Raw genomic sequence first — 15,746 nt, forward strand, 5'->3', positions numbered from 1 at the left:
CCGGCCAACTCTAGGAACGGACCGGGCCGGAACCGGGGCACCATGCCTTACGGATCACGAACGTCCCCGCGCCGCCGGCTCGCGGCGGGGCTTGTGCGACCGTCCCCGCCGGGCGGTCGCGGCGAGCAGGCAGAGCGCCGAGACGGCGAAGAACGCCGCGGTCAGCAGCAGCCAGCGCCCGAGGAAGACGTCCGGGTCCAGGCCGGTGGCGGAGCGGTACCCGGGGACGCGACGCAGGACGAGCGGGTACCAGACGACCAGCAGCAGCAGCGAGAGGAACGCGGGGACGCGGACGTAGTTGACCGCCGGCATCCGGTGCGTACCGCCCGCGGGAGCCTGGCGGACACCCGTCAGGGCCTGGGCGGCCCGGTCGGTGAGCGTGTAGAGCGGCAGCAGGACCAGGTCGTGGAGCAGTGCGGCCCCGACGAACCAGATCGCGACGCCGAGCGGATCGCCCTTGAGGAGGCGGATCCCGGCGTACAGGGCCAGGGCGAAGGAACACAGGAGGAGGAGCAGGTGCAGGGGGGACGCGCCGTAGCGCTCGCGGAAGCCGCTGCGGCGCTTCATCCGGTGGCTCCGAAGGTGAGGCGGGTGACCCATTTGGTGTTGTGGACACCGGGGTTGGCGGGAACGATGATCCGGGCCGGGTAGCCGTGGTCGGGCGAGAGGTCGGCTCCGTTGACGCGCAGGGCCAGCAGGGAGCGGGCGTCGCGGACCTGGTTGTCGCGCAGGACGGTGGAGGAGAAGGACCCGCCGCGTTCGACGGATTCCACGAAGACGTCCGGTGGGCTGTCGGTCAGGCCGACGAGCGCGGCCAGCTCGGTCAGCCGGACGCCGGTCCACTCCTGGTCGGGGGTGGACCATCCCTCGACGCAGGCGATGGGCAGGGCCGCGGTGGTCTGCGGCAGGCTCCTCAGCTGGTCCAGGGTGAGGACGGTTTCGCGGCCGGGGCCGCGGACGGTCAGGCGCCAGTCGGGGCCGATGTCGGCGGGGCGGATGCCGACGGCGGCGGCGGTCTTGTTGATCTGGAAACCGTTCGGGCCCTCGCCGGGCTCCTGGCCGTGCGGGGCGAGCAGCGCGGTCCTGCGCCACCATCCGCCGATGCTCTGACCGACCGTCACCGCGAACAGCGCGAGGGAGCCCGCACCGGCCAGCGCGAGGGCTCCGCGCCGGGAGAGGGTCGCGGGGGCGGGGCGCGGGGAGACCAGACCGGTGTCGTCGGGCGGCTCGGGCAGCGTGTCGGCGGCGCCGGTGCGCAGTTCGGTGCGCAGGCGCCGGCTGCGCAGCGCCCGGACCATGACCGGGACGCGGAACACCACGTGGACGACGAAGGCGCCGATGAAGACCCAGGCACCGTAGTAGTGCAGGGTGTAGAAGGAGCCGGGAAAGATGTAGTGCAGCTGGATGTTGAGGACGCCGGTGGCGAACTCGAACAGCGCGCCGCCGACCAGGAGCAGCAGCGACAGGCGCTCGACCGCCTGGGCCGGCGAGCGGAGCGGCGGCCAGGCGAAGAGCTTGGGGATGACCGACCAGAGCTTGGCCAGCAGCACCGGGACCAGCACGATGCCGAGGGTCACGTGGATCCCCTGGTTCAACCGGTACAGCCAGCTGGGGCTGGTCGGCCAGGAGAAGAGGTAGAAGCCGAGCCAGCCCTTGTCCGGGGTCTGGTCGTTGACGGCGGCGAGGTCGGGGTTGTAGGCGGCGTAGGACAGCAGCCCGGTCACGAACACCACCGTGATCCCGGGCAGCAGCACCAGGCCGAACACCGAGGTGAGCCAGGGGCCGCGCAAGGGGCTGCGCCAGAACTCCGGGCGTGCGGGCCCGGGCGGGGGGCCTACGGCGGGCGCGGCACGCAGGCGGGATCCCCTGGGCTTGGGGGCTGTGGGTGTCGGCGCGTGGGGCTGCTCGGGCTGCGGGAGCGGTGGCGGAGGTCCGGCGGCCGGCCTGCCCGCGGAGGGCTGCGGTGCCGGGGCCGGCCCGGGCTCCCGCTCGGGTCCGGGTTGCGGGCGGTGGGGTCCGTCGGCGTCGTCGTGGGCGTTCAGGGTGGCGCTCCTTCGCGGGTGCGTGCGGAGGCGGGTTGGCCGCGCTGACACGACCGTATGCCGCAGATCACCCATGAAGCAGCAATCAACTTATTACGGAATTTCAGGTCGCCGTCGGCCATCGAGGAAGCATCCGACGTCTCACCCAATGGATTTGACTACATGTCAGATCATCCTCTGCCGTGGCACCGTGACTCGGCCGTCCGAACCCCCGCGCCGGCACCGGTCGCGGAGCGCCACGGTCACGGGCGGACGGCCGCTGTCCCGCGCCTCGAACGAAGGCCTCGCGACCGACATCCGGTTCGTCGAGATCCCCAACGCCGGCCACTTTCTGTCGGAGGAACAGCCGGAACTCCTGAGCCGCGTACTGATCGGCTTCTTCAAGGCTCGCGCGAACGCGGCACCCACCAGGCAGCCGGTCATTCGAGTTCGACGAAGATGACATGGGTGTCCGTCGTTCCGATGTTCTCGCCGACGTGGGTCCGGGCCGGCAGCCGGTTCGCCTCAGGTGCCCGTGTCCGCTCGACCTCGACCACGGTGTCGCCTCCTCGGTCATGCGGCGTCGGAAGGTACTCAGGACGACCATGACGCTGTCGGGGTGGCGGTGGAGCCCGGTCTTGGCTCCGGCCGTAGGCGGCCGGCGACGGCGGCGGGCGGGGCGATGACGACCGGCGGCGGACCGCCACGCGCGGCGACAGCCCCGGGCCTCCGACACTGCCGCGATCAAGAACGAGGCGCAGCCTGACGCCGCCGACCGGCCCCGAACCACGATTGCGCCGAACGCGGACGTACTGGTCGTACAACCCCTGGTCAGCCGGATGAAACCGTTGCTCGGACGGGGCCGCACGAACCCGTACGGGTGACTGGGACCAGCGCCTCCACCGGCTCCTACGCGACCCTGACCACGTACTTGCCCCGGACGCCGCCCGCCTCCAGCGCCCGGTGTGCCGCTGCCGTCTCCTCCAGGGGGAAGACCGTGTCCACCGCGGGGCGCAGCTTGCCCTCGGCCACGTGGCGGGCGAGGTCGTCGAAGTCCGCCCGCTTGGGGTCACCGCTGAAGAAGCGGACCCGGCGGTGTCCGTGGACCGTGCTGGCCGCGACGTAGCCGAACGTCGCGGCGGGCCGTTTCGCGTCGAAGGCGAGGGCGACCATGCGCCCGCCGGGGGTCAGCAGGCGCCGGAAGACCCGCAGGTCGGTCCCCACGGCGTCCAGGACCACGTCGAAGCGGCCCAACTCGGCCGAGCGCACGGTCCGATGGTCGACGGCCCGGTGCGCGCCGAGCCCGCGGACGAAGTCGAGGCTCGCCGCGCGGGCGAGGGCCGTGACCTCGGCGCCGTACGCCCGTCCGAGCTGGACGGCGGCGTTGCCGACACCGCCGGCCGCGCCCCGGACGAGCAGTCGTTCGCCGGGGCGCAGCCCGGCCTTGTCCCGCAGGGCGGTGATGACGGCGGTGGCCACGGGCAGCGCGGCGGCGTCCACCGGGTCGAGGCCGTCGGGGAGCCGGCCGACCCGCTCGGCGGGCACGGTGACGTACTCGGCGGCGCTGCCGAACCCGGAGGTGCGGCCCAGGACTCCCCAGACCCGGTCGCCGGCCGCCAACCGGGTGACTCCGGCTCCCGGTGCGGCGACCTCGCCGGTGAAGTCCAGGCCGACGCGCTTGGGGAACGTCCGGCCGCTCAGGAGGCGGAGACGGCCGGCCCGGACGGCCAGTTCGCCGCCGTTGACGCTGAACGCGCGCACCTTCACGAGGACCTCGCCGCGGGCCGGCTCGGGGCGCGGCACGCGGCCCGTGTAGAGCACGTCGGGGCCGCCGTAGCGGTCGTAGAGCACTGCCTTCATCATGTGGTCGTCCATCGTTCCGCCTTTGCCGCCGGGGGCCGCAGGGATCTGGCAGCGACCGTAGGCTCTCAAGTGGACGCAATCGTCCGTTTCGACCGGAAGCGAGAGACAGTGATGGCGGAATCCTCTCGGATCACAGCCCGGGACGGGGTGCGGGCGGACGCCCGGCGCAACCGGGAGCGCGTCCTCGTCGCCGCCCGTGCGGTCTTCGCGGAGCACGGGATCGACGCCCCGATGGCGACCGTGGCCCGTCGGGCCGGGGTCGGCGTGGCGACGCTGTACCGGCACTTCCCGACCCGGGACGCCCTGGTGCGGGGCGCGTTCGCGCGGCAGATGGAGACCTGCTCGCGGGCGCTCACCGAGGCGCTGGCCGCCCCCGACCCGTGGCAGGGCTTCCAGCAGCTGGTCGAGACGGTCTGCGCCCTGCAACGGGAGGAACGCGGCTTCCCGGCCGCGTTCGTCACGGCCTTCCCGGACAGCACGCCGGAGCACGCGCCGTCCCGGCGACGAGCCGAGCGGGACCTCACGACCCTGGTGCGCAGGGCCCAGGCCTCGGGCTCGCTGCGGGCCGATTTCCACCCCTCCGACCTCACCGTGGTCCTGCTGGCACACTGCGCCCTGGTGACCGCCCTGCCGGACGACGGTGCGGCGTCCCGGCGCCTGGTGGCCTACCTGCTCCAGTCGTTCCGCGCCGACGCGGCCAACGGACCGCTGCCTCCGCCGGCCGCGCTGACACTGCGCAACCTCCCGATGCCGACGGACAGTTCGCAGCGGCAGCGGCACCCCAGGGGCTGACACGAGACGGCACCTGCCGCAGGGCACGCCAGTCCGACGACTCCGCCGACGTCCCGTCCATCCGTCCGGTTGCGGGGCGCTCGGGGCCGGTGCCCTCACGCTGGTGTCGGGAACGACGAGCCTCAGTCCCCTCCTGTGGGGAGCGACGAGCCACCCCGGCCCTACGGGGTCCGACGCTGCACGCCGTCGAGCAGCAGACCGAGCCCCAGCTCGAACCCGCGGTCGTCGAGGCCCGTCGCGCCGCCGCCGCGGGCGAAGGAGCTGTCCAGGGCGTCCGCGAGCGCCGGGTACTCCGGCCGGTACTCGGCCGGTGCCCGGGTGAAGCCGGCCGCGAAGGTCTCCACCGCGGAGCCGAGTACCAGGTAGTCCACCGCCGCGGCGACCTCCGCCGCGTCCGCGGGGCCGAGGCCGGCCCGGCCGAGGAGGGCGAGCAGCCCGTTGTAGCCGCGCAGCGCGCTGGCCGCTTCGACGCGGCGGCGGGCGAGCAGGGCGATGGCGTTCGGGTGCCTCAGGAAGACCGCGCGGTAGCCGCGCGCGTACGCCGCGAGGCCGGCCCGCCAGTCGGAATCACCCAGCGGTGTGTGGTCGATCTCGTCGTTGACCAGCCCGGAGACCGCGTCGACCAGCTCGTCCTTGCTCTGGATGTGGTTGTAGAGCGAGGCCGCCTTGACCCCGAGCCGCTCCGCCAGCGCCCGCATGGTCAGGCCGTCGGGGCCGTCCTCGTCCACCACCTGGAGCGCGGCGAGCGCGATCCGCTCGCGGGTCAGCACTGCCCTGCTCGGTCGGCCCACAGAAAAATCCCCTCTTCCGCTCCCCGTGTCCGGAGGCTATCGTGCCAGATCAACAGCGGTTGCTAACAAAGTTAGTTTTATCTGGAAGGCGCAGCCCGTGGCCGAGACCACCCCGACCGATGCCGACCGGCTGGCCACGCTCGGCTACCAGCAGGAGCTGCGGCGCAGCCTGACCGTGCTCGGAAACATCTCCATGGGCTTCGCCGTCGTCTCCCCGGTCGTGGGGCTGTACGCCGCCGTGCAGGTCGGCATGAGCGTCGCGGGCGGGGCCTGGGTCTGGGCGCTGCCGCTGTGCCTGCTCGGGCAGTGCCTGGTCGTCGCCGTCTACTCCGAGCTCGCCTCGCAGTGGCCGCTGGCCGGCGGCGCCTACCAGTGGAGCAGACGCCTGGCGAGACCGGCTGTCGCCTGGCTGAGCGGCTGGATGTGGCAGTTCGCCGTGATGTTCGGCAACACCACCGTCGCCTACCTCGCCTCGCCCTGGCTCTTCGCGCTCTTCGGCACCGTCCCGACGCCCGCCGAACAGGTCCTCGTCTCGGCCGGCTTCATCCTCTGCTGCACCCTGGTCAACGCCTACGGCATCAACTTCCTGCGCTGGTTCGTCGGCCTGGGCATCGCCGCCGAAGCCGTCGCCTCCGTCCTGGTCGGCCTCACCCTGCTGCTGGTCTTCCGGCAGCACGGCCTCTCCCTGCTCACCGACTTCCTGAACGCGCCGAAGGGGCTGGGCATCAGCGACACCGGTGCCCTGCTCGCCGCCGTGGCCGTCGCCGGCTGGGCCTTCATGGGCTTCGACGCCTGCGTGTCGACCGCCGAGGAGACCAAGGACGCCGCCCGACAGGTCCCCAGGGCGTTGTGGTGGTCGCTGCTCAGCGTCGGACTCGTCGTCATCCTCAACGCGGTCTCCGTCGAACTCGCCCACCCCGACCCCGCCGACGTCGTCGCGGTCAAGGACCTCGACCCGGTCACCACCGCCGTCACCCACGCCTTCGGCGGCTGGGCCGAGAAGCCCTTCGTCCTCGTCGTCCTGATCAGCTTCACGGCCTGCCTGATGGCCTCCCAGGGCGGCGCCGCCCGCGGCCTCTACTCCCTCGCCCGCGACGACGTCTTCCCCTTCTCCCGCCACGTCCGCAGGGTCAACCGGCACAAGGCACCGATCGGCGGCCTCGTCGCCGCCACGGCGGTCAGCTGCGCCGCGCTGGTGCTCGGCCTGAACACCTCGGCCATCGGCAGCCTGATCACCTTCGGCAGCGCCGCCATCTTCGTGCCGTTCTTCATCCTCGCCCTCGTCGCCCTCGTCGCCCGCCTGCGCGGCACCTGGACGCCCGCCGGAGCGGTCGGCTACGGACGCCTCGGCACCCCGCTCAACGTCCTCGCGGTGCTGTGGACCGGCTTCGAGCTGGTCAACATCTGCTGGCCGCGCGCCATCCTCGCCCCGGCCGGAGCACCCTGGTACCAGATCTGGGCGGCGCCGCTCGGCGTCGGCACCGTCACCCTCGCCGGCCTCGCCTACCTGCTGGCGCGCCGCCCCGACCGCCGCATGACCGACACCGACCAGGAGCACCCGCACACCGCCGAACTCGCCCCCGCCGTCCTGTAGCCGGCGTCGGCCCGGGCGGCACCGCTCGGCCGACGCGTGCGAAGCTGCATCCCATCCCCCGGGCGGGGTCACGTCCCACCAGCGGCCCAGCGCCGCACCTTCGAGGCCCGACACCTCGGACCGTTCAACCGAAAACCCTGGAGGCACCCGCATGACACGCGCATTCGACGTCGTCGAGACCGGTATCGCCGACCTGCGCGCGGCGTTGGAGAAGGGCGAGACCACCGCGGTCGGCCTGCTCGACGCCTATCTCGCCCGGATCGACGCCTACGACCGGCCCGGCACCGCCACCGCGCTCAACGCGCTGGTCGTGACGAACCCCCGCGCCCGCGCCGAGGCCGAGGCCTCCGACGCCCGCCGCGCCCGCGGCGAGACCCTCGGCCCCCTCGACGGCATCCCCTACACCGCCAAGGACAGCTACCTCGCCGAGGGCCTCACCGCCGCCGCCGGCTCACCGGCCTTCGAGCACCTCATGGCCCAGCGCGACGCCTTCGCCATCGAGCGCCTGCGCGCCGGCGGGGCCGTGCTCATCGGCCTGACCAACATGCCGCCGATGGCCAACGGCGGCATGCAGCGCGGCGTGTACGGCCGCGCGGAGAGCCCGTACAGCGCCGACTGGCTGACCAGCGCCTACGGCTCCGGCTCCTCCAACGGCTCCGGCACCGCCACGGCCGCCTCGTTCGGCGCCTTCGGCCTCGGTGAGGAGACCTGGTCCTCGGGCCGGGCCCCCGCCTCCAACAACGCGCTGTGCGCCTACACGCCCAGCCGCGGCGTGATCTCGGTGCGCGGCAACTGGCCGCTCGTCCCGACCATGGACGTCGTCGTCCCCCACACCCGCACCATGGCCGACCTGCTCGAACTGCTCGACGTCATCGTCGCCGACGACCCGGACACCCGCGGCGACCTGTGGCGCGCCCAGCCCTGGATCCCGCTGCCCGCGCCGTCCCAGGTCCGTCCGGCCTCCTACCCGGCGCTGGCCCCCGCGGACGCGGCAGCGGCGCGCGCGACGCTCGCCGGGCGGCGCGTCGGCGTCCCCCGGATGTACATCAACGCCGACCCCGACGCCGGCACCAACCCCGACGGCGGCATCGGCGGCCAGACCGGGCAGCCGATCGACACCCGCGCCTCGGTGATCGCCCTGTGGCAGGCCGCCCGCCGCGACCTGGAGGCCGCCGGCGCCGAGGTCGTCGAGGTCGACTTCCCCGTGGTGACCAACTACGAGTCGGACCGCCCCGGCGCGCCGTCGCTCCTCACCCGAGGCCTGGTCGGCCGCGACTTCCTCACCCACGAGATCCTCGACCTCTCCGCCTGGGCCTGGGACGACTTCCTGCGCGCCAACGGGGACCCCGCGCTGGCGACCCTCGCCGAGGTCGACGGCGCGCTCATCTGGCCCAAGCACCCCGGCGAACTGCCGGACCGCTACGCCGGCTTCGACGACGGGATCGCCGACTACCCGCGGCTGGTGCGCGACCACCCCTACGCGTCGATCTCCGAGATGCCGCACCTCGAGGAAGGCCTGCGCGGCCTGGAGGAGACCCGCCGGATCGACCTGGAGACGTGGATGGACGAACTCGGCCTGCACGCCGTGGTCTTCCCCACCGTCGCCGACGTCGGCCCCGCGGACATGGACGTGAACGAGGCCTCCGCCGACCTCGGTTGGCGCAACGGCGTCTGGGTCGCCAACGGCAACCTCGCCCCCCGCCACCTCGGCATCCCGACGGTCACCGTACCCATGGGCACCATGGCGGACACCGGCATGCCCGTCGGGCTGACCTTCGCGGGCCGCGCCTACGACGACAACAGCCTGCTCCAGCTCGCCGCCGCCTTCGAGTCGACCGGACACCGCCGCACGGAGCCGCCGCGCACCCCGCGCCTTCCGGCCGTCTGATGACCTGACGGACCGTCAAGACACCGAGGAATTGGCGGGTTTACACCTTCCCGACCGCGATTCCACAGACCGGAGAGGCCGTTTCCACCAGAGGGTGGAGGCGGCCTCTTTGGCCCTTTCCTTCCGTCACTGGACGCTCGCCGCGGGTCGTACGACGATCTCGTTCACGTCGACGTACGGCGGCTGGGAGATCGCGTAGGCGACGGCGTCCGCGATCGCGGAGGCCGGCAGGGCCACGGCGCGGTAGGTCCGCATGGCCGCCCGGGCGGCCGGGTCCGCGATGCCGTCGGCGAGTTCGGACTCCGTGACGCCCGGCGAGACCAGCGTGACCCGGACGTCACCGGCGGACTCCTGACGCAGGCCCTCGGAGATCGCACGGACCGCGAACTTGGTGGCGCAGTACACGGCGGCGGTGGGAGAGACCTCGTGCGCACCGACGGAGGCGATGTTCACGATGTGCCCGCCGCCCTGGGCGCGCAGCACGGACAAGGCGGCGGAGATGGCCGCCAACGCATTGGCCGAGGCCCTGTACTCCCCCTTCGAAGCGATGGACAACCTGGCCCGCATGGTCTTCCTCGACCCGGCAGGTCGACCGTTCCACCCCCGATGGGACCGGACGGCGGAGACGGTGGTGGGACACCTGCGCCAGGCGTCCGGCGTCGACCCGGGCAGTCCGCGCCTACGGGCTCTCGTAGGCGAACTCAGCACGCGCAGCATGGACTTCGCCCGGCTGTGGAACACCCACACCGTGCGCGGCAAGACCCGCGAACACAAGCACGTCCACCACCCGGACGTCGGCGGCATGACCCTCACCCATCACGCGTTCGACGTGCGGGACGCCCCCGGCCAGCAGTTGATCATCTACCATGCCGAACCCGGCAGCCCCAGCGCCGAGGCACTCGGCCTGCTCGGCTCCGTGCACGCCACAGCGAACCGCGCCTACCGGTCCGCCGGGTGACAGCCTGCCCCGCGACCCCCGGCGGATTTGCCTTAACCTTCATCCATTGCAACGTTCCGTTGCGTTCGACCCCAGCGTCATTGCATCAGTTTACCGCCGTTGAGCTGGCACAATGCCTTTCATGCGATTGACGCCACGTCAGGAAAAGTCGTAGCTTTCCAGTTATCCGAACGTGCGGCAACGCGAAACGAGGCACGGCCATGGGGGAATCCCCGCACACCGTCACGACCATGCCGGCGGCGCGCCGCCCCGGCTGTCCCTTCGACCCGCCCGCCGAGCTGATCGACGCCCGCCGGCACGGGCCGATGAGCCGCTACACCTTCCCCGGCGGGCAGCCCGGCTGGCTGGTCACCGGCTACGACCTGGTCCGGGCGGTGCTGGCCGACACCCGGTTCAGCTCGCGCAAGGACCTGATGCTCCACCCGACCATCGACTACGGCGACTTCCAGATCCCGCCGGCGCCGCCCGGGGAGTTCGTCCTCATGGACGAGCCCCAGCACAGCCGCTACCGCAAGCCCCTGACGGGCAAGTTCACCGTCCGGCGCATGCGGCTGCTCACCGAGCGCATCGAGAAGGTCACCGCCGCCCGCCTGGACGCCATGGAGGCCGCCGGGCCTCCGACGGACCTGGTGACCGCGTTCGCCAAGCCCATCCCCGCCATCGTGATCTGCGAACTGCTCGGGGTGCCGTACGAGGACCGGGGCTCCTTCCAGGAGCAGGTCGACTCGTTCATGAACGGGGAGACCAGCGACGAGGACCTCATGGCGGCCTACGCCGCGACCCAGGAGTACCTGGCGGAACTGGTGGCCGCCAAACGCGCCAACCCCACCGACGACGTGCTCAGCGACCTCACCGACAGCGACCTGACCGACGAGGAGCTGAAGGGGATCAGCCTGATCCTGCTCGCCGCCGGTCTCGACACCACCGCGAACATGCTGGCCCTCGGCACCTTCGCGCTGCTGCGCACCCCGGACCAACTGGCCGCGCTGCGCGCCGATCCCGCGCTCGCCGACCGGGCCGTGGAGGAGCTGCTGCGCTACCTGAGCGTCGCCAAGACCTTCATGCGGACGGCCCTGGAGGACGTCGAACTCGGCGGCCGGACCGTCAAGGCCGGCGACCGGCTGATCCTCTCGTTCAACACCGCCAACCGCGACCCCGAGCGCTTCCCCGATCCCCACGTGCTCGACCTGAGCAGGCAGGACGGCGGACACCTGGCCTTCGGCCACGGCATCCACCAGTGCCTGGGCCAGCAGCTGGCCCGCATCGAGATGCGGGTCGCCTTCCCCGCGCTGCTCGGCCGCTTCCCCACGCTGCGGCTGGCCGTACCGCCCGAGGAGGTCGCCCTGCGCCCGGAGCTCGCGGACATCTACGGGGTGAAGAGCCTCCCCGTCACCTGGGACGTGTGACCGATGAGGATCACCGTGGACCTCGACCGCTGCATCGGCTCCGGAATGTGCGCCCTCACGGCCGGCGAGGTCTTCGACCAGCGCGAGGACGACGGCACCTCGGTCGTACGGCAACCCGAGCCTCCCGCCGAGGCGTTGGACGCGGTGCGCGAGGCGGTCGCCCTGTGCCCCGCCTCGGCGATCAGCCTGTCGGCCGAGCTGTGACGGCCGGGCCGGTCCGACACATGATCGCCCGGTCGTCTCGCGGAGCCGGAGGCCCGGGGAGGGCCTGCGGCGCCAGGGCCCGCGGCCGGGCGTTCGGTGGCCGTGACCAGCGCCGACGGTCTCGCCTTAGGATGCGGGACATGAACAGCACCACGCCGCCGCACGGAGAGCCCATACCGACGACGCGGCGAACCCGCTGGCAGGAGGCGGGGCAGAGCGGGAACTACGGCAAGCGGTTCGCCGACCTCATCTCCGCCGGCGAGGACGTCGACGGTGAGGCCCGGCTCGCCGACACCCTCCTGCCGCGCGGCGCCCGGGTGCTCGACGCCGGCGCCGGCATGGGCCGGGTCGCCGCGGCGCTGCTGCGGCGGGGGCACGACGTGGTCGCGATCGAGCCCGACCCGGCCTTGGTCCACCAGGCCCGGGAGACCTACCCCGGGCTGGCGATCGAGGAGCGCGACATCCTCGACCTCGGCCCCGACGACGGCCCGTTCGACCTGGTCGTCTGCGTGGGCAACGTCATCGTCTTCCTCGCCGAGGACACGGAGCGCAGGGCGCTGGGCGCGATGCGCGACGTGCTCGGCGAGAACGGCCGGATCCTGGTCGGCTTCCACCTCCAGGACCCGCCGCCGCACGCCCGCACCTACCCGGCGGCGGAGTTCGAGGCGGACCTGGCCGCCGCCGGACTGCGCGTCGACCTGCGGGCCGGCACCTACCAGCTGCACCCCGCGAACGACGCCTACGGCGTCTGGGTCCTGAGTCGCGCCCAGGCGTAACGCCACCTCCCGGGGCCCTGCCCAGCCGCCGGGACGGTGCTCCCGTCCGTCAGGCGCGGGCGGCGGCCCTGCGCAGGCAGTAGGCGGCGGCACCGGCCGCGATCACCGCGGCTCCCCACAGGACCGAGGAGGGCGGCAGGGCGAAGGCCAGGAGCACGCAGCCGACGGCGCCGACGACGGGCACGATCCGCACGGGGCCCTTCACGGGGGTGAGGGTCCAGGCGGACACGTTCGCGATGGCGTAGTAGGCCAGCACACCGAAGGAGGAGAGGCCGATCGCGCCGCGGACGTCCGTGGTGGCGGCCAGGACCGCGACCACCGCGCCGACCGCGAGCTCGGCGCGGTGCGGCACCCGGAAGCGCGGGTGGACGGCGGCCAGGACGTGGGGCAGGTGCCGGTCGCGGGCCATCGCCAGGGTGGTGCGCGAGACCCCGAGGATCAGCGCGAGCAGCGAGCCGAGCGCCGCGACGGCCGCCCCGGCGCGCACGACCGGGGCGAGCGCGGGGACGCCGGCGGCACGCACGGCCTCGGTGAGCGGTGCGGCGGTGTGGGCGAGCCGGTCGGGCCCGAGCACGGCGAGCACGGCCACGGCGACGGCGGCGTAGACGACGAGCGTGATGGCGAGCGCGGTGGGGATCGCTCGGGGGATGGTCCGTTTCGGGTCGCGGACCTCCTCGCCGAGGGTGGCGATGCGCGCGTAGCCGGCGAACGCGAAGAACAGCAGGCCGGCGGCCTGGAGCACCCCGCCGAAGGTCGCGTCCGCACCGACGGCGAGCCGAGCGCCCTCGGCGGCGGGGCCGGTCAGGCAGGCGGTGACCACGGCGGCGAGCACCGCCAGGACGACGGCGACGATCCCCCGGGTCAGCCACGCGGACTTCCGCACGCCGACGTAGTTCACCGCGGTCAGCACCACCACTGCGGCGACCGCGACCGCGTGCGCCTGTCCGGGCCACACGTAGGAGCCCACCGTGAGGGCCATCGCCGCACAGGAGGCGGTCTTGCCGACCACGAAGCCCCAGCCCGCCAGGTAGCCCCAGAACTCGCCGAGCCGCTCACGGCCGTAGACGTAGGTGCCGCCGGACTCCGGGTAGCGGGCGGCCAGCCGGGCCGAGGAGGTGGCATTGCAGTACGCCACCACCGCGGCCAGCGCGAGGCCCGGCAGTAGGCCGGACCCGGCCGCGCCGGCGGCCGGCGCGAGCGCGGCGAAGATCCCCGCGCCGATCATCGACCCGAGCCCGATCACCACGGCGTCGAACACGCCCAGGTGGCGCCCCAGCTCCCCGGCCCGGGCCGCTGCCGGTGTCCCCATCGCTCGCTCCTCGACCACGGCGCACGGCCGTTCCGGACTTCGGTTCCGGCGCACGCTATAGGAGCAAGGTGTCGAGCCGGCCTCGCGGACCGGACCGAGGCGAGGCCTGGCCACCGCCCGCGAGCCAGGACGCCTCACCGTGAGTCGGCACGAGCCCGCGGGTCGGTCCCCGCGGAGCACGTCATCCGACCTCGCGGGTGGCGGACCGAGCCGGAACACCGAGCACCCGCCGCAGCTCCTCGACACTCGGCGCCCCGTCCACCCGGCCGTCCGCGCTCCGGTAGAGCCGGCAGGACACGCTCGGCGGTGTTCCGGGGGCGGCGAACGGGTCGTTCCCGTCGACCAGCAGGGTGGGCGAGCCGTGCATGCCCAGGCGTTCGGCGTCCTCCTGGTCCTCGACCACGTGCCGCACCAGCCCGACGCCCGGCAGGTCGGCCAGCACCACGGCGAGCCGCTCCGCCAGCACCGACTCGTTCGGGCACCGCGGAACCGTCAGCATCTCCAGCCGCACGGCCGCCACCTCCTTCGTCCTCGTCGTCAGCACCGTTCACGCTAGACCGGATCACCGCCCGGCGCGGTGGGTGCCCGGGATTGGCGAGGTGAGGGGTCAGGCGGCCGTCACGTGCCCCCACTCTCCGCATGAGCCGAAAGGTAAAGATTCTACCAAGTACGCAAGTATGCCCGGGGCGGAGGACTATGCTTTTCGAGGTTTGAAGAAGGCACCTCGTTCGGTGAGGCTTCTTCACGGACACAGGCCACTGATCCGACGACGTCGAGAGACGCCCAGGGTTAGGACAGATCCTCCCGACCTAAGGGTTGATCCGAAGTGGCTTCCGGCCTATGCGGCCGGACACGCCGTGGAGTGCCAAAGCTCTGACGAGTTGGGGTGAGTCGGCCGCTGTTTCCGCGCGCCGGCGAACTCCTTGCCGTGTCGATCACACGCACCACGGGGTGCGTCGACCGGGAGGAGGCGAGAGACATGGATTGCAGTAGTCCGGGCCACAGTCGGCCCTTCCCGCGCCTGCCCTCGTACACCTCCGGCACGCGGTAGCCACCTTCCCCGCGCGCACACGCGCCGCTGCGTCACGCCCGCCCGACGGCTTCGCTGTGCCCTGCGGCGTCGCGTCCTCGCAGCGCGCAGCGCGGTCTCCACCGGTTGCGATATCGGCACGGGTGCCCTGCGCACCTACCCGCCGATCGTGACGGTCCTGGTCGTCATCACGATCGTCCGGACCGCCCCGGGCGGCTGACCCACCGCGCCGGGGGCGCCGGCCGCGTGCCACCGTCCGTACCCCTCCTCCCGTGAAGGAGGTGCCGTCGTGCACACCCTGACCACCGTCGACTTCCTGGTACGGCTCGCCACCGGCGTCGCCTGCGGCGCGCTGATCGGCGTCGAACGCCAGTGGCGGGCCCGGATGGCCGGCCTGCGCACCAACGCCCTGGTCGCCGCCGGCGCCACCCTGTTCGTGCTCTACAGCGAGGCCGTCGGCGACGCCGCCAGCCCCACCCGGGTCGCCTCCTACGTCGTCTCCGGCATCGGCTTCCTCGGCGGCGGCGTCATCCTGCGCGACGGCGCCGGCGTACGCGGCCTCAACACCGCCGCCACACTCTGGTGTTCGGCCGCCGTCGGAGTGCTTGCCGCCTCCGGCAAACTGCGGTTCGCCGTCCTCGGCACACTCGCCGTCCTCGTCGTCCACCTGGTCCTGCGCCCCGCCGGCCGACTCCTCGACCGGGCCCCGCAGGCCGGCAGCGACCCCGACTCCACCACCCGCGCCACCGTCCACCTGGAATGCGACCGCAAGTCCGAGACCCACATCCGGGCCCTGCTGCTCCAAGCCCTCGCCGCCTCCGGACTCGCCCCCACCGGCCTGCGCGCCCGCCGCACCGACAACGGCGACGCCACCAGCCTGCGGGCCACCGTCGCGATCGCCCGACAGATCGCCCCGGCGCTCGAACAGGTCGTCACCCGGCTGTCCTTGGAGCCCGGCGTACGCGACCTGCACTGGCACCTCGACGACGGCCGCGACGCCGCCGAGCAGCCGACAGCCGGGCACCCGACGACAGCCGCGGAGCCGGCACTCGCCTGAGTACGGCCCGCACCCGGCCGCCCGTCGAAACCACCCCGACCACCCCGACCGAGAGGA

13 protein-coding genes, 2 pseudogenes and 1 riboswitch are annotated in these 15,746 nt (G+C 73.1%); of the genes and pseudogenes, 8 read left to right on the forward strand and 7 right to left on the reverse strand.

The features are described from left to right. Window positions 1–54 precede the first annotated feature (54 nt). The 3 genes from ACFCY1_RS17815 to ACFCY1_RS17825 all read right to left on the reverse strand — a co-directional run bounded on the left by ACFCY1_RS17815 (window position 55) and on the right by ACFCY1_RS17825 (window position 3,896). Window positions 55–567 (reverse strand): hypothetical protein, encoded by a 513-nt coding sequence (locus ACFCY1_RS17815; RefSeq protein ID WP_375875140.1) that lies wholly within the window; start codon window positions 565–567, stop codon window positions 55–57. Beyond that, window positions 564–1,856, reverse strand: coding sequence for a molybdopterin-dependent oxidoreductase (locus tag ACFCY1_RS17820; RefSeq protein WP_375875184.1), 1,293 nt, complete (start codon window positions 1,854–1,856; stop codon window positions 564–566). The genes ACFCY1_RS17815 and ACFCY1_RS17820 overlap by 4 nt, the downstream gene beginning before the upstream one ends. A gap of 1,074 nt (window positions 1,857–2,930) precedes the next feature. Then, on the reverse strand, window positions 2,931–3,896 hold the full coding sequence (locus tag ACFCY1_RS17825) for an NAD(P)-dependent alcohol dehydrogenase (RefSeq protein WP_117486312.1): 966 nt from the start codon (window positions 3,894–3,896) through the stop codon (window positions 2,931–2,933). Window positions 3,897–3,995: 99 nt separating this feature from the next. Here ACFCY1_RS17825 and ACFCY1_RS17830 point away from each other — a divergent pair, with 99 nt between their 5' ends. Then, window positions 3,996–4,676 (forward strand): TetR/AcrR family transcriptional regulator, encoded by a 681-nt coding sequence (locus ACFCY1_RS17830; protein WP_375875141.1) that lies wholly within the window; start codon window positions 3,996–3,998, stop codon window positions 4,674–4,676. Between the two features lie 161 nt (window positions 4,677–4,837). Here the strand turns inward: ACFCY1_RS17830 and ACFCY1_RS17835 are convergent, their stop codons facing one another. Further along, window positions 4,838–5,467 carry a TetR/AcrR family transcriptional regulator gene (locus ACFCY1_RS17835; protein ID WP_375875142.1) on the reverse strand — a complete coding sequence of 210 codons (630 nt, stop codon included), beginning with the start codon at window positions 5,465–5,467 and terminating at the stop codon, window positions 4,838–4,840. Window positions 5,468–5,564: 97 nt separating this feature from the next. Here ACFCY1_RS17835 and ACFCY1_RS17840 point away from each other — a divergent pair, with 97 nt between their 5' ends. Both ACFCY1_RS17840 and ACFCY1_RS17845 read left to right on the forward strand, forming a co-directional pair. Beyond that, a complete protein-coding gene (locus ACFCY1_RS17840) occupies window positions 5,565–7,061 on the forward strand; it encodes an APC family permease (protein ID WP_375875143.1) in 1,497 nt (498 codons plus the stop codon). A 151-nt stretch (window positions 7,062–7,212) separates the two neighbouring features. Continuing rightward, window positions 7,213–8,949 carry an amidase gene (locus ACFCY1_RS17845; protein ID WP_375875144.1) on the forward strand — a complete coding sequence of 579 codons (1,737 nt, stop codon included), beginning with the start codon at window positions 7,213–7,215 and terminating at the stop codon, window positions 8,947–8,949. A gap of 126 nt (window positions 8,950–9,075) precedes the next feature. On the opposite strand, the pseudogene ACFCY1_RS17850 reads toward ACFCY1_RS17845, so the two are convergent. After that, window positions 9,076–9,459: pseudogene (locus ACFCY1_RS17850) on the reverse strand (SDR family oxidoreductase); the annotation flags it as partial. Between ACFCY1_RS17850 and ACFCY1_RS17855 the strand changes: the two are divergent. The 4 genes and pseudogenes from ACFCY1_RS17855 to ACFCY1_RS17870 form a co-directional block, all read left to right on the forward strand. Continuing rightward, window positions 9,449–9,907: pseudogene (locus ACFCY1_RS17855) on the forward strand (transcriptional regulator); the annotation flags it as partial. The pseudogenes ACFCY1_RS17850 and ACFCY1_RS17855 sit on opposite strands and share 11 nt — an antisense overlap. 200 nt (window positions 9,908–10,107) lie before the next feature. After that, complete coding sequence (locus ACFCY1_RS17860) at window positions 10,108–11,313, forward strand: cytochrome P450 (protein ID WP_375875145.1); 1,206 nt, start codon at window positions 10,108–10,110, stop codon at window positions 11,311–11,313. Window positions 11,314–11,316: 3 nt separating this feature from the next. Beyond that, window positions 11,317–11,517 (forward strand): ferredoxin, encoded by a 201-nt coding sequence (locus ACFCY1_RS17865; protein WP_375875146.1) that lies wholly within the window; start codon window positions 11,317–11,319, stop codon window positions 11,515–11,517. A gap of 140 nt (window positions 11,518–11,657) precedes the next feature. After that, complete coding sequence (locus tag ACFCY1_RS17870) at window positions 11,658–12,293, forward strand: class I SAM-dependent methyltransferase (protein WP_375875147.1); 636 nt, start codon at window positions 11,658–11,660, stop codon at window positions 12,291–12,293. 49 nt (window positions 12,294–12,342) lie between these two features. Here the strand turns inward: ACFCY1_RS17870 and ACFCY1_RS17875 are convergent, their stop codons facing one another. After that, window positions 12,343–13,602: an APC family permease gene (locus ACFCY1_RS17875; RefSeq protein WP_375875148.1), complete on the reverse strand. Its 1,260-nt coding sequence runs from the start codon at window positions 13,600–13,602 to the stop codon at window positions 12,343–12,345. A gap of 181 nt (window positions 13,603–13,783) precedes the next feature. Continuing rightward, window positions 13,784–14,146, reverse strand: coding sequence for an alkylmercury lyase (locus tag ACFCY1_RS17880; protein WP_375875149.1), 363 nt, complete (start codon window positions 14,144–14,146; stop codon window positions 13,784–13,786). A 172-nt stretch (window positions 14,147–14,318) separates the two neighbouring features. Next, a riboswitch (M-box (ykoK) riboswitch) is annotated at window positions 14,319–14,495 on the forward strand. Between the two features lie 426 nt (window positions 14,496–14,921). Between ACFCY1_RS17880 and ACFCY1_RS17885 the strand changes: the two genes are divergently transcribed. Next, complete coding sequence (locus ACFCY1_RS17885) at window positions 14,922–15,689, forward strand: MgtC/SapB family protein (protein ID WP_375875150.1); 768 nt, start codon at window positions 14,922–14,924, stop codon at window positions 15,687–15,689. The last annotated feature ends 57 nt before the right edge of the window (window positions 15,690–15,746 follow it).

It is taken from the genome of Kitasatospora sp. NPDC056273, assembly GCF_042268845.1.
In the GTDB taxonomy this organism is placed as follows: Bacteria; Actinomycetota; Actinomycetes; order Streptomycetales; family Streptomycetaceae; genus Kitasatospora.